This is a genomic window from Rhizobium sp. B21/90, from assembly GCF_019355815.1.
Taxonomy (GTDB): Bacteria; Pseudomonadota; Alphaproteobacteria; order Rhizobiales; family Rhizobiaceae; genus Rhizobium; species Rhizobium rhododendri.
The window spans coordinates 463,114-475,919 of record NZ_CP072163.1 but is presented as its reverse complement, the minus strand read 5'-3'; the positions used below and the strand labels follow the sequence as shown (position 1 = coordinate 475,919).

Here is a 12,806-nt window from a genome sequence, read left to right as displayed (position 1 = left end):
CAAATAAAACAATGCGAGAGCCGCCAGAATTTACCCCGCTGCAGACGGCGCACTCACCCGTTGCGCCATCACCCGTCGCCAGTCCAGACCTTCGAACATGGCCTCATACTGACCCCTGGAAAGACGCATCGTTCCATCCTGAACCTTGGGCCAAGCAAAGCTGCCTTGTTCCAGAATTTTATATATTAACACCATTCCGCTGCCATCCCACACCAGGATCTTCAGACGATCTCCGCGCTTCGACCGGAAGATGACCGTAATCCCGGAATGTGGATCGAGCTTCAACTCGGTCTGCACCATCAGAGCCAGCGCCTGATGCCCACAGCGGAAGTCCACCGGACGCGTTGCGATCAGGATCGGCAGTCGTTGGCCCGCGACAATCATGGCGCTCCTCGCACAGCGCGAACCAGAGCGGCGACCCGTTCAACGGGCACATCGTTCGGAACCCGCATCACAACGTCTGAGCCAATCTCCAACGTCAAAACCTGCACCTTCGGCCCGTCGGAGGCCAGCTTCGGCAGCGGCAACCGATTGACAGGCTCAGGCGCATCCGCAGCGATTGCCAGAGGCACGAATGCCGGCTCGATACCATCGTGCTCCGACGGCGTCGTTGCCGCCGCAAACGGCAGCACCAGAATGCCGTCGCGCACCTGACGTCGCCAATCGGAAAGCTGGTTTGCTATAACGCCGTGACGGCGCGCGACATCCACAACGCGAACACCAGGCTCAAAGCTTTCCGCCACGATCCGCGCCTTCACATCATCCGGCCAACGCCGGTTTCCGCGGCGCGGCTCGACAACTTCGTAGCGACCAACAAATCCATCATCTGCCATGAAAATCTCCAGATACAACTGGAAACCTTCTCGCATATGCAGCAAGCCTCAAAATACACCCAATCCAATGGGGCGGAGACGGCGCTTACATCCCAATAACGGTGTCGTCGGTTTGGATTCTTTCAACAGCAAAATGCATGATTAGCTCAGCCGTCGCCTTAAAATTCTCTGTAGCGAAGTGGGCGCCCCTTTTCAGAGGACATAGCACCAACGAGACGCGCCAAAAAACTATATCAACGCAATCATCTCTGATATCGTACGGGATATTGTAAAGGCTTGGGGCTATCGCGTAGCAGCATGCTCCAGCTAAAGCGGAATGAGTGATGACGGGTAGACGAAGAGAAGGTAATCGCCCTGATAGGAGGATCGCAGATCGCAACTTTCTCACAGACACCGAGAAAATGAGGCTACTAGGCACCGTACGCTATATCGGATCCGGTCTTCATAAATTGCGACCGGGGGACTATGGGCTCTCGCCGCCAAGCAATCCTCGGCCTTCGAAGTCTCCATGTGACGAGCTAAGGCCAGTGCTTCTCGCCGAGGCGACGTTGTTGCTACAACGTGGGATCGAAAAGGGAATGGTCAGCGCTTACGAGCCCGGCTCATTGCCGAAATACATATGGTCGGTTGACGAACAGGGCGAAGTGTATGAAGCAAAGACGAGGCCCGAGCGGGAATCCGATTATCATGGATATCGCATCGGTGACGATGAAACGCTCATGAGCAAGTACGTGATGAGTGAGTGGAAGGTGAGATGACGGGCGCTCTTGAGATAAAAATTACAAGTGAGCGACTGGAGGAAGGTCCACCGGAAGAGGTGGCGACTTTCGGACAATTCGAAATCCGAACTCCTTTGCAATCCCTGACCGACGGATATGATTCATTTATTGAAAATTATCGCGCCGGACCTTTGGTTGCGGGGTATCCGGTAGCGGAATGGTTGGCGTGGAATTGGTGGCGACTTAATTACGAGCCTCGGACGCAATCCGATAGCTGGGCTCGTACCCACACCATGACAATGATCGGAGCTGGATACGTATGGCCAAACCTAACCATTTTTTCTGATGGCGTTCGTACAGTGCTGGTTTCCCGTCCCTCTGTGCGACCAGACGCGAAACCGTTTCGATACTTCGGCTCCAATGCCACGGTCGTTCCGTCCACATCGTTTCAGAGTGCCTTGGATGCTTTTCTGGTGCTCATTCTCGGGCGCCTGTCAGCGCGCGGCATCCATGGAGCAAATCTTGAGCATTTGTGGGAAGACCTACGCGTAGAGCGTTCAGAACCCGATCTGGCTCGTCGTCGCCGACTTGAAGCGCTGATGGGCTTTGATCCAGACGAGGCCGATGATGCCACTCTTGAGCGCCTAATTGCGGAGAGCGAGCTCGTAGGCTCCGCCGCCATCGATGAGATGGCCGCTGACAGTTCTGTATCAGAACCTGGACCACTTTCTCTTGCCGGATTAGGGGATGTCGCTCGTGTTTACGGGAGGCGCGGAAGCCGACGTGATCGGGTCCAGAGCATCGTTGGGAGCGATACGAAGATCGATCCTGCTGTGCCTGCGTGGCAAGTTGGTGCGAGGCTCGCACAATTATTGCGACGGCAGGAGCACCTCAACGGCGACCCTATATCGTCGGGGCGCTTGGCCCAACTCTCCGGGCTCAGCAAGGACAGTATCGTGGCTGATCGCAAGAACGATGCCCAACTGTCCTTTGTGCTCGAACAACAAGCGTCGAGTGATTTCGACGTTGTGCTTCGCTCCAAATGGGAAACCGGTCGCCGTTTCGAGGTCGCGCGGCTTCTTGTTGATCAGTTTCTTTCGCCCGATGATAAACTACATCCAGCGACTAGAGCTCTAACTTACCGGCAGAAGGCACAGAGGTCTTTTGCGGCGGAGTTTCTGGCGCCCTTTGACGTTGTGGACGATATGCTGGACGACGATTATTCTGCCGAGAAACAGGAAGAAGTCGCCAACCATTTCATGGTGTCGGAGATGACGATCAATTCCATGTTGAAAAATCACGGCCGGCTGCCTCGCGATGAGGCGCATGATATAGAGAATGCTGCTGCCTAGCAGTTAAATGCCAATTCAAATCAGTGCATTAATTCCGGAGTGTAGCAGTATTTGGCCTTCGTAAATCGCAGGTCCGCGGTTCGGGTTGGTTCAAGGCGAGTGTCGAATTAGCGCTGAACGTCGGTTTCGCGCCATCATACCTTCCGTAGGGTCTACGGGGATGATTTGCCCGAAAGACGTCGACATGTAAGCGTTGACCCATGGAAGTGCGCGTGATGCACGGGGCGGAAAATTTTAGCGCTCAGCCGACGTCCTCGATTTTGGCGCGCAGCAATCCGAGCTCAAGTAGTATTTGTCGAGTGCCGAGCATCTTCGCAGGATTAGAAAAGCACTTCGCGATCGGCGCTTTATCGGCGACCCGGTAGACCCGCCACAGCTCGTAGCGATCGCGCTCGCGGAACGCCTTCTCAAATTCCTTGCGAGGCCAATCAAATCGGCCATCGATCCCAGTGGTGGCCTTGACCTCGAGCCATCGCGGACGCCCTTCTGCGTCGATCGAGCGGATATCATGATCGGCACCTGGTTCGTCGCGAGACGTCCAGATGACGTAGCGCTCCGGCTCGTCAAAGCCAAACTCGCGGACCTTCTTTAGCTCCATCCGGTAGATCAGTTCCTCGCCTCGCCGGCCGAGCAGCCCGGCTCGCTCGACCTCAGCCAGCGTCGGGGGCAACCACGTGCCGGAGCTGCCGCCGCCGCGCGACGATTGCTGCTGCTCGACCCTGCTTCCATTTGCAGGCCTGACCGCCAGATCGACTTCATCGATATCGGGAAGCTTGAACGGTGGCGGCACGGGCGGTGGGGTAGGTACTTGGGGAGGAGGGGAGAGGGGCGGTGCGGGCTCGACCGGTGCAGGTTCCGAGCCACTCCCTTCCCCGGCGGTGTCGAGATTGTCGAAAACCTGGCGGAGCGCGATCTCCTCCGCGTCGTCGTCACCATCTTCCTCCTCGAGATCGCTGTTGTCCTCGTTTTCGAGTTCCCATTCCCGCCCGCGCGGGATACCCATGCGATCGAGATAGTCGGTAAGCTCTTCGAGCGTACCTGCGAGAACCAATGGAAGAAAGGCATTGGCAAGACTGCGCATCGTCCCCACGCTGGTGGCGCCGGCGATCTCCGCGAGCGCCTCGGCCAGCAACAGTTGAAAGCCACCCTTGGTTTTAGGCGCCACGAAATCGAGACGCTGCTTGCTGACGGCAACCTGCGCTGGCACCAGCACACTGGCGCCCCCGACCGAATAGCGACGTCCCATCGACTGAAAGAAGGCAATCTCAGTTATCGCCGCCAAGCGCTCAGCGATCTCGCTGCGGCTCGCTGGAACGAACCCCGCATGCCCGTGGCGATTGCGGAATGCGACCTCGTAGAGAGCACGTGAAAATAGCGACCGATGCAACATCCCAAGAACGCGCTCGCTATGCTTCTGCTTGTACCAGAGATGCGGTCGTCCTGGTGGCCCAAGCTCGGGCTTGCCGGTTCCGGCAACGGCCGATAGCGGTCGAATACCAAGGGCGGTAAAGAAAACCCGCGATCGTTCCGAGCGCTCTATGATGCCAATTTTGCTATTGGTCGCGCGCAATTCTTGTTCGAGTGCAGCAAAGTCGGGCTCGACTAGCTGCCCCGATCGGAGCTGGGCAAGAGTGAATAGCCGATAACGATCATCGAGCAAGCAGCTGACATTCTCCACGCTGGCCGGCAATCCTAGTGGACCGCGAAGATTATACGCTTCGAGCAGTATACGACGTCGGCGTTGGTCGATAGGTCCCTCTACGTCCCACTCAGTATCGACGAATTCAAAGAACCGCGTCCAATGCTCGTCTGTTGGCGTCGCCGGTGCGCCAAGGGCCTGATAGGCCTGTCCGACATCGTCGGTGTGCCGAAAAACCGGGATCGCTTCGGCCAAGAGCCCGGGGATCCGCGAGCCGACCAGAATATCCGACGGGGCGTGATAGTCGTCCTGCACCCAGCAGACGCGTTGGTCCGCGAACTCGGTTTTTGCGCGTCGCTCGCGTCCGATCGCCGCGACTAGGGCAGGATAAACGAGGTCCGGCCGCGCCAGCGGCTCGGTCCGGTCGCGATGCGCCTCGATGATCTCGAGCAGCGTGCCGCTGTCCGGCGCCGTCTTCAGCTTGAGCTTTTGATGAAGAAGCTCGTTCGTGCCGGCGACAATCAAGTCGTCGTTGATGATGCATAGCCGGTTGGTCTGGGTGTCGAGGTGGAGACTCTCGGGTGTGGCGAGTCTTCCGGACCTGGTCCTAAGCCAGGCGATCTCGCGCAATTGTTCGACGATCGCGGGGTTCAGCAGTTTGAGACTCTCGGTGAGCAGCTTCTCGAAGCGCTCGGCGATCTCCGGCCGATCCTCGACGAACCAGGCGAAGCGAACGAGATCGGCACCCCTCAGGTTTTCACAAATCCGTAGGCGCGCCATGAGGTTTGGTGCAGCAAGCAATTCCTTGGACGGTCCGTCGAAGGCGGGATCAAAGAAACGGGCGAGTGTCTTCTTGAGGTTGACCATCTCCTCCGGGGCGACCCAGTCGCCACGTTGGTTCTTCACCACGGGATTGCTGCGCAACGCCGACAGGGCAGCTCGGCTGATCGGCGCCTCACGTGCGAGCAGCTTTCGGTATAGCGTTTCGCGCTCCCGGTCGTCCGGCGCCGCGTTCGCTGCGCGTTTGGCAGCGTCGATCAGCCACTGCTCTTCGTCGAAAACGCGGCAGTGCCCGGAGATTGACTTAAACGGGACCAGGTCGGGGTGAAGTCGGTTAGCGTCGGGTTCTGGGCAATCAGCCCATAGGTCCGGGTCGACGATCATCAGCTCAATGGCTGGTCTCAGGTCGCCTGTTGCGCTGAGCGTTGAGGCCGTGTTGCCGAGATCGAACCGCATCTGCTTTGAGAGCCGTCGCGGGAATGCCGAAAGCGCTGATGCTTGGCGCTTTTGCATATCCAACTTATTCATCGACTTGACGTAGTCGTTGAAGTAGTAGTTCGCGGTCTTTTCGATCGCGGTTTTCAGGCCCTTCTCGTTTTCACCCGCGCAGCGCAGCCGAACGAGGGATGCGACCGTAAATGGCTTTGCTCCGCATTTTTCCGCAAGCTTCCGCAGATTCTCGTCAGGGCTGAGCGTCAAATCGAGATAGCGCGCGTCGCTGAGGAAGCTGGCATAGATTTCGTCGCTTGGCAGTACGATTGCACCCGCTTTGGCAAAGCGCTCATTGTCCTTTGCGCGCGTTGGCCAACACGCATCCTCTTTGAGCCGTTTCGCCAAGCTTGTGGCGAAACGGTCGGGAGCGGCGGCGCCGACACCCGCGAGGATTTTGAAGGCGTCAGCGCCATATCGCATCAACCAATCGGAAACGAGCAGGTCCATCACAAGTTCGACCGCCTGATCGATCAGCCATTCGTTCCACTGGAGATCGTTGAGGCCGCTGCGATCTTGGTTAAGGTCGAACGGAGCGCTCACGCTCACCGGGCAACCGGTTCGCGAGGCCGGAGCCTTCAATGGATAGTAGAAGTGACCGTTATGGCCGATGTCGATTTTACGTCGCGCGATCGGCACCGAGACCGCGATCTTCACCCTGCCGCCGGCTACCCTATAGTACGATGGGAACCGCCGAGCCGCGTATTCCGCGGGCAATTCCACGGTTCGCGAGAACTCCTCTTCCTGGAAAGTGACGACGCGCGCGTCGCCATCACTCATGCTACCGCGTCGGGAGAGCATCGAAACTCCGGACGTACGACAGCGATCTGGTGACGCCTCTTGTCGCCAGCGCAGTACGCGCCCGGTTCGAATCGAACGAACTTTGACCTCGCGAAGGCCTGGCTTCTTCCCGCTATGCGCCAGCTTTAGCAGTGTATCAGGCATGCTCATCGCCATCAGCTCCAGCGCATGCGCCTCTCGCTCAACAGTGAATGCCTCTAGGGTTTCGGTCGATCGCGTCCGATAGGGCACGAACAGACGGACGCCCTTCATGCCGCGAGATTGTGGATCGGGCGCGCGACCGGTCTCCTGCGTCTGAAGATCGAGAAGGGCTACCTGCCCGGCAGATCGGACATGGATTTCATCTCCGAAGCGAAAGAGCGACCGCAGCCCGAAATTCTTCGAACCTATTCCATTCTCCTTTGGCGCGACGACTTCTGCGCCGCGAGTGCCCATCACATTGCCGGTCCCGACGATCACCGATAGCCGCTCCCAGCCGCCGCGCTCGATATTTCGACCCGAACCGAGCACCTCAACCGATTTGCTTCCGAAGGTCAGCGTGAGCTTTTCGCCGCCGCCGTCATACTCGTTTTGAACGAGCTCGCGTAGGACGTCGCCAGCATCATGGCCGGCCACGAACTGTTCGATGACACTCGAACCGATACGGGTGCGCCGGCTGGCACCATAATCGGGCGGCACATAGTCGGGTTCGTCAATCAAGACATCCGCCGAAGACAGGGCCCTGCCCTTTCTCACCGGCCGCGAAGCCGTGGCTCTTACGATCGCGGACTCCGGACTTGCTCGATCTTCCGCGCTGTCTACCACGACTCAGCCCTGTCTCGCCCACGATCTCCCATACGTGATCGAGCGTAGTTGGTGACAATTGGTATGGCAAAACAATATTCAATCAAAGCCAGGGCGGCGCGGTTCGTCCTAGCGTTTCTTATGGCAACTACCTCACCGCCGGGAAAGATCCTGCCGTGATAGATATCTGTAACTCAGCGAGATTTGAGATAACCGGGTCCGCGGTTCGTATCCCCTCCAGGCGGTGATTGCTCCTGATTTAGCCATTTCCTGACATTCGATTTTCAAACATCTAAACCATCGGCAAGCGGCCATGTACACGGATGCAGGTTCAGTCCGGATACGCATGGACGGTGGGATCATGATGTCTATGGTGCAAACTCATTCGATAGATCGACTGGTGACTCGCCAAGATCATGTGCATGTGGAACGGAGGACTTCACATGAAGAGAAAGGGGTTTTGGATGTTGCTATTGGCGCTCGCTTTACCCGTCGTCTCACTGGTGGCCATTCAAATAGATACCGCCTCTGGTACCTCGATCGGCGGTGGCGGCTACGACCTTGGTCCGTTCCTTTCTTCCTGGGCGTTGGTCATAGTCACATCCGTTTGGTCGCTTTGCAGTCTTGTGGCCGCGTACTTCGGAGCGACCGGGCAGCCTCTCAGCGGGCGTTCGGCCTAACCGCTATTGGGCGGCCACCTTCGCCAGTATTTTGCTGCTTTACGGAAGAGAACTTGTCTTAGCTCGACTTTGTACATTATACGGCGAAGCAAAGCGCCTGGGCCATGCGCTGAAGCCGTCCGGGCGGTATTTTATGCATTTCCGGGTTTGACGGTGAGTGTCCATAAAGATCGTCGCTCCACAAAACGAGGCGGACGGCCGCCACCGGACATCCTGTGACAATGATCGAGATAACCCGGGTCGGCTTGCCGGACGGCCTCGAAGGAATGGACCCCGAGACAAGCGTGAAAGATCGCTCCTCTCGGGGTTTCGCTTTTCTGGCCTATTCAAAGGTTTGGAGGATCGCAGGCGAAGGCGTTCCCGGCCAGCGGTCGAGCCAGAGTTGCGACGCAAGCTCCACCGCTTCTTCTCCTCCTCGTCCCTGTACAACTGGCCGAACCTCGAACCGAGCGACCACATGCTCGTTTTCATCAAGCAGAGCAGCCGTATGTGGTGCTTGGCTACCCTTCCCGTCAGTCTTCATGTCGCTGAACCGCGCATATAGAGCGGCACAAGCCTCTTCTTTCAATTTTGGCAGCGGGCTGCCGAACAGCGGAATATCCGTAAACTTCGTGTCACCGAAGGCCACTCGATAGAATTTCAGCGTGTAGTATTCAGTCACAGGGGCGTTCTCCGTTTAAACAAAGATATGTCTCGGCGCAGGGCTTTCAAAGCCGACCAGGATCAGAGATCCACGGTCTCGGAAAGATCAGCTACGAAGGAAGCGTCATTTGCCTCGAATGCCGTGAAATCGTTGGGCTTGATCAGCTTTCGAACCTCTGGCGGGTAGCAGTTTCCTCCGCCGATATAGTCCCGGTGTGTCGCCCGAGCCTGCGCATTGGTCAGGACATAGAAGGTTGGCGACATCGTTCGCAGATCGAGTTCGAGGAAGACGAAAAAGTCAGCATCCCCCTTTGCCGCCATGTCCACAGGCCACCGCGTGATCTCTGTCGGCCGCCTGAGGAACTGCCTCGTTTTCACCTCGATCGACTTTGCCTGACCATTTACGACGACGATGACATCGTGACCAGGTGCGCCTTCCGGGCTCATGTAAGCAGCCAATCCCAAGGTGTTCAGTTTCGCCACCGTCAGCAGTTCGCCCAGCGTGCCGGATTGTTGAGATGACAGCTTCTCCATTATTTCGGCAGCTCCTTGAGCATCAGCAGCCGATTTCCCGGCGCGAAAGCGATAATCTTGTCTTGTTCGAGGGCAAACAGGACGGCCATGATCTCGTCCTGGGTAAACCCGGCCACATTCATCGGAACGCCGATGTCGAATAGGTTTATCATCTTTTCTGGCTCCGCCTTCAACGTGCGCAGTCTGTCGATCAGGGCGGCTTCGGTTTCGTCAAATCGGCTCATCTCGTTATCTTAACGAAGATCCGGCTGAATTGGCATCATGGTCAAGAAGCCGAGATCAAAACCTCTCCTCCGCGATACCGATGCTCCGGCCAGGTCGAAGCCTCGGTGCCGCCGCGACCCGGCGCAGCCGAACCTTCTCTTCGATCCTATGCCGCGCAGGATCAAACCTTGCCTTGCTTTGCTGAAGTCGAAACCGCCGGGAACACACTGGCGTTCACTGCAAGAGCTGCGACCGGATGAAGTCTGTTGATCGCTGGGAGATGTCACGTCAGCATGGAAAGCAAACCGTCATCACTAGCTTGCTGCCGAAGCTCCGCTGCGAGTCCGGGGTGAAGGGAAACAACGAATGGCGGATGGGAATGCTGCCTCGATAGGAAATGTTCTTCTCAAAGATCCTTGAAAAGATCGGGCTCGTCGAGAGCTTGAGCAAGGCGACCCAACTCTTCCCGTCGCTCCGCCTTAGAGAGTTCTATTTCCAGCTCCGATTCTTCGAATGTCGTACTGAGGAAGGGGAGTAAATACGGATGGAGCCACCGGTCGATGGGCGGGTGAGTTTTTTGCATGTTTAGATGCCACTGACGTGCGTCTTCGAGAGGGATAAGAAATTTATCAAGCTGGTCAGGGTGCGTGTTGATCAACCGTCTCGTTGGCGGTGCCAACATAAGGCGATAGGCAGCGGAAAGCATCCAAAGAATGTCAACATTCGCCGCCAGCATGAAACGGCGCAATACGCACATTATACCATTGGTGGTCAAGGAGACGCGCACTAAAGGATCTGGGTAATATTTGTTAATATTGTATACGGTCTCGACCATCGTTCCAACTGCGGCACCCATACTTCTGAGTGCGGGATCGAAACGTTCTGCCGGAAAATATTTCTTGTAAATAGGTGAGATATTTCCTCCGCATGTCACAAGTGTCATCATGACTTTGGCTCCATAAAAGTCAGCCCAGTATTCGAGTGCTCGGATGTCAGAGGTTTCCGGCGGTTTCTCCTGTACGTGCCTGTGAACGAGATGCGCTATCTCATGACCGAGGATTAGCAAGTGTAGATGGAGGCGATCTGGCCCATCGATTTCGTCCTTCGCCATATCTGGCGTGATTATAATGCGTGAGTTCGGGCCAGTGCCACGGACGCGCGCACTGTGAACACGTTCTACGTAAATTGGGACCGACACCTTACCGTCACGATGAAAGAAGCTTTCAAAATCGGCCGCCGCTAGACGAGCTAGTTTCTCGCCAGTCAGCACTTCATCGGAATCCGAAGGGGTTTTGGAATCTGACATTATATTCCGGCAACTGTGCGTGATCGTTATCAATGGTAGATATTAATCAGTGAAAGTTACTGAAATGGCGGCAGCTTCGCTGTATTTAGCAGTGGAAGTTCAATACATCGCACTACGCCGCTCCGGTTGGCTAAGTAATTGTAATCGTGGGAATTAAATTTCGGGCTGTGGTTCGATTCCCATCAAGGCGACGGCTTCTACGTGGAACAGACGAAATTAAATCGGCTGCATCTTTCGCATATCGCTCAGCTGCCGCTTCATCTGATGTATTCTTGCCTGATCTTCAGGCGGACGTCGAAGGGCAACGCTGGTCGAGAGGATATCGATCACGACCAGTGCCACAATGCGCGAAATCGTCGGCGTGTACATGTTGGTGTTTTCGAGCATCTCGACAATCAGCGAAACGTCGCAATAATGGGTGAGCGGCGAATCCGAACCGGTCAAACAGATCACAGTCGCTCCGTTCTCGTGGGCGATCCGGGCGATATCGATGATGGAGCGGGTCGTGCCTGTGTTGGAGATGACGAAGGCGACGTCGCCGGGCTTCATCATCGATGCCTTCGACCGCGAAATCATCGCCTGGATGGCCGTCGCCAATGCCGGGATATCGGGCTCCGACGTCCGGGACATGATGCTGGAGGCGGTAGAAAAACGCTTCGGTGCAACGCGAGCGCTACAGGCAATCGAACATCTCTCCGACAACGGCTCGGCCTATACCGCCAAAGACACCCGGCTCTTCGCCCAGGCGATAAACCTGACGCCCTGCTTCACACCGGTCGCCAGCCCGCAGTCCAACGGCATGTCGGAAGCCTTCGTCAAAACCCTGAATCGGGACTATATCCGCATCTCACCACTTCCGGACGCCGACACCGCGCTCCGGCAGATCGATGGAGCGAAGACTACTACGAAATCCATCCCCATTCCGCACTCAAGATGGCCTACCCTCGGCAGTTCATCAGGGCTAAATTAAACTAGCCGACTGTCCGGCGAAACGGGGGCACTCCCCCCAAGCCGATCTCGGCTAGATCATTTCCAGATGGAAGGAGAACGACATGCGGGCGAAGGTCGCCACAGCATTGTGGATTTTCGCGGCAGCGGCGTTCGCTGGGTCGATTGGAGTGTTCACGTTCGCGTTGTTCCCCTGGAGCCTGCTCATGCTTGGCATCCCTGTCTTCATTGTGGTCTGCTGGTCGATTGCGCGAGAACGATGACGAGCGCGCCTTCGCCATTGTCGATGCCCCTAACATCCCTGGCCCGGACCATGGCTCGACACCGGCGCAGGTCGCGCCTCGTCCCGGCTTTACGACTGTCGATATGGCAAAGGTTTTCTAGCTCCGAAATACACCCGGTTCAGGTCACGGGATCATAGAGTTTTCGGGCAGTCTAGGATTTTCGCGATACAGCAAGGCCGTCGGGGTGGTTCTTCCATAACGCTAGCTTCCCGCCGACACTCACGCGACGATGACTATTCGGGTTCCTTGCAGACGGCTTCAACGCGATGTCCATCCGGATCGATAACGAAGGCCGCGAAATAACTGGGTCCATAGTGCGCTCGTAAACCTGGTGGTCCATTGTCGAGACCGCCATAGTCCATAGCGGCCTTGTGGAATAACGTGACCGCGCTTCGGCTCGGGGCAGTAAAAGCAAGATGAAACCCGGCTCCCGGACACTGAGCATCCTCACCTCGAAGTTTGATCGTAAATTTGTCGCCACCACCAGGCAGGCCATAACCAATTGCTTGATCTGGGTCGCCGGGGACTAGGTCTTCCCAGACCCGGACATAGCCAATGGGTTCAAAAGCAGCGTCGTAGAAAGCGGCTGATCTTTCGATGTTCGCCACCCCAAATGAAATGTGATGTAGCATCAGTTCCCCTTGTCGCCTTAATCTCGAATTTTGAGCGACATAGCGATCTGACCCCTCTGTCACTCGCCGTCGAATACCATCGACTGCAATTTTCCGACCTTCATGAGGTGTTGCAGCGTATATGAAATCGAAAGCGCATCATCGAGTGCGTCATGACCCTGCAACACTCTACGGGCTAGC

The 12,806-nt window shown here is 56.7% G+C and carries 12 protein-coding genes and 3 pseudogenes; 4 read left to right on the top strand and 11 right to left on the bottom strand.

Going from position 1 to position 12,806, the window contains the following annotated elements:
- Positions 1 to 30: 30 nt before the first annotated feature.
- Together tnpB and J5278_RS20425 are read right to left on the bottom strand one after the other, a co-directional pair.
- On the bottom strand, positions 31 to 384 hold the full coding sequence (gene tnpB, locus J5278_RS20430; protein WP_209207799.1) for an IS66 family insertion sequence element accessory protein TnpB: 354 nt from the start codon (positions 382 to 384) through the stop codon (positions 31 to 33).
- Entirely contained in the window at positions 381 to 833 is a 453-nt protein-coding gene (locus J5278_RS20425; RefSeq protein WP_142832485.1) for a transposase, read from the bottom strand. The genes tnpB and J5278_RS20425 overlap by 4 nt, the downstream gene beginning before the upstream one ends.
- 527 nt (positions 834 to 1,360) lie before the next feature.
- On the opposite strand from J5278_RS20425, the gene J5278_RS20420 reads away from it, so the two are divergent.
- The gene (locus tag J5278_RS20420; protein WP_219258933.1) at positions 1,361 to 1,591 is read left to right on the top strand and encodes a hypothetical protein; all 231 of its coding nucleotides are present in this window, start codon (positions 1,361 to 1,363) and stop codon (positions 1,589 to 1,591) included.
- Positions 1,588 to 2,904, top strand: a complete 1,317-nt coding sequence (locus J5278_RS20415; protein ID WP_219258932.1) for a hypothetical protein — start codon at positions 1,588 to 1,590, stop codon at positions 2,902 to 2,904. Before J5278_RS20420 ends, J5278_RS20415 begins: the two co-directional genes overlap by 4 nt.
- A 241-nt stretch (positions 2,905 to 3,145) precedes the next feature.
- Here J5278_RS20415 and J5278_RS20410 read toward each other — a convergent pair whose 3' ends face one another.
- The 4 genes from J5278_RS20410 to J5278_RS20395 all read right to left on the bottom strand — a co-directional run bounded on the left by J5278_RS20410 (position 3,146) and on the right by J5278_RS20395 (position 9,476).
- On the bottom strand, positions 3,146 to 7,312 hold the full coding sequence (locus J5278_RS20410) for a DUF3883 domain-containing protein (protein ID WP_219258931.1): 4,167 nt from the start codon (positions 7,310 to 7,312) through the stop codon (positions 3,146 to 3,148).
- Between the two features lie 1,086 nt (positions 7,313 to 8,398).
- The gene (locus J5278_RS20405; protein ID WP_219258930.1) at positions 8,399 to 8,737 is read right to left on the bottom strand and encodes a hypothetical protein; all 339 of its coding nucleotides are present in this window, start codon (positions 8,735 to 8,737) and stop codon (positions 8,399 to 8,401) included.
- Between the two features lie 62 nt (positions 8,738 to 8,799).
- Positions 8,800 to 9,252, bottom strand: coding sequence for a hypothetical protein (locus J5278_RS20400; protein ID WP_219258929.1), 453 nt, complete (start codon positions 9,250 to 9,252; stop codon positions 8,800 to 8,802).
- The gene (locus J5278_RS20395) at positions 9,252 to 9,476 is read right to left on the bottom strand and encodes a hypothetical protein (protein ID WP_219258928.1); all 225 of its coding nucleotides are present in this window, start codon (positions 9,474 to 9,476) and stop codon (positions 9,252 to 9,254) included. Before J5278_RS20395 ends, J5278_RS20400 begins: the two co-directional genes overlap by 1 nt.
- A gap of 37 nt (positions 9,477 to 9,513) precedes the next feature.
- Between J5278_RS20395 and J5278_RS31075 the strand changes: the two are divergent.
- Positions 9,514 to 9,687 (top strand): annotated as a pseudogene (locus J5278_RS31075) (ATP-dependent DNA ligase); the annotation flags it as partial.
- A gap of 175 nt (positions 9,688 to 9,862) precedes the next feature.
- On the opposite strand, the gene J5278_RS20390 reads toward J5278_RS31075, so the two are convergent.
- Positions 9,863 to 10,762, bottom strand: a complete 900-nt coding sequence (locus J5278_RS20390; RefSeq protein ID WP_219258926.1) for a hypothetical protein — start codon at positions 10,760 to 10,762, stop codon at positions 9,863 to 9,865.
- Positions 10,763 to 10,978: 216 nt separating this feature from the next.
- Positions 10,979 to 11,311, bottom strand: coding sequence for an SIS domain-containing protein (locus J5278_RS20385; RefSeq protein ID WP_257623483.1), 333 nt, complete (start codon positions 11,309 to 11,311; stop codon positions 10,979 to 10,981).
- Between J5278_RS20385 and J5278_RS20380 the strand changes: the two are divergent.
- Positions 11,307 to 11,737 (top strand): annotated as a pseudogene (locus J5278_RS20380) (DDE-type integrase/transposase/recombinase); the annotation flags it as partial. The gene J5278_RS20385 and the pseudogene J5278_RS20380 overlap by 5 nt on opposite strands.
- A 46-nt stretch (positions 11,738 to 11,783) precedes the next feature.
- Here J5278_RS20380 and J5278_RS31070 read toward each other — a convergent pair.
- The 3 genes and pseudogenes from J5278_RS31070 to J5278_RS31065 form a co-directional block, all read right to left on the bottom strand.
- Complete coding sequence (locus J5278_RS31070) at positions 11,784 to 11,918, bottom strand: hypothetical protein (protein WP_257623458.1); 135 nt, start codon at positions 11,916 to 11,918, stop codon at positions 11,784 to 11,786.
- A gap of 309 nt (positions 11,919 to 12,227) precedes the next feature.
- Positions 12,228 to 12,626, bottom strand: coding sequence for a VOC family protein (locus J5278_RS20375; RefSeq protein WP_219258925.1), 399 nt, complete (start codon positions 12,624 to 12,626; stop codon positions 12,228 to 12,230).
- A gap of 59 nt (positions 12,627 to 12,685) precedes the next feature.
- Positions 12,686 to 12,790, bottom strand: a pseudogene (locus J5278_RS31065) (exonuclease); the annotation flags it as partial.
- Between the last annotated feature and the right edge of the window lie 16 nt (positions 12,791 to 12,806).

Bases quoted from the DNA above. Each gene is read 5' to 3' on its own strand.
- J5278_RS20395 (WP_219258928.1), bottom strand. From the start codon at position 9,476: ATGAGCCGATTTGACGAAACCGAAGCCGCCCTGATCGACAGACTGCGC.
- J5278_RS20415 (WP_219258932.1), top strand. From the start codon at position 1,588: ATGACGGGCGCTCTTGAGATAAAAATTACAAGTGAGCGACTGGAGGAA.
- J5278_RS20390 (WP_219258926.1), bottom strand. From the start codon at position 10,762: ATGTCAGATTCCAAAACCCCTTCGGATTCCGATGAAGTGCTGACTGGC.
- J5278_RS20375 (WP_219258925.1), bottom strand. From the start codon at position 12,626: ATGCTACATCACATTTCATTTGGGGTGGCGAACATCGAAAGATCAGCC.
- tnpB (WP_209207799.1), bottom strand. From the start codon at position 384: ATGATTGTCGCGGGCCAACGACTGCCGATCCTGATCGCAACGCGTCCG.
- J5278_RS20385 (WP_257623483.1), bottom strand. From the start codon at position 11,311: ATGAAGCCCGGCGACGTCGCCTTCGTCATCTCCAACACAGGCACGACC.
- J5278_RS20400 (WP_219258929.1), bottom strand. From the start codon at position 9,252: ATGGAGAAGCTGTCATCTCAACAATCCGGCACGCTGGGCGAACTGCTG.
- J5278_RS20425 (WP_142832485.1), bottom strand. From the start codon at position 833: ATGGCAGATGATGGATTTGTTGGTCGCTACGAAGTTGTCGAGCCGCGC.
- J5278_RS31070 (WP_257623458.1), bottom strand. From the start codon at position 11,918: ATGAGCAGGCTCCAGGGGAACAACGCGAACGTGAACACTCCAATCGAC.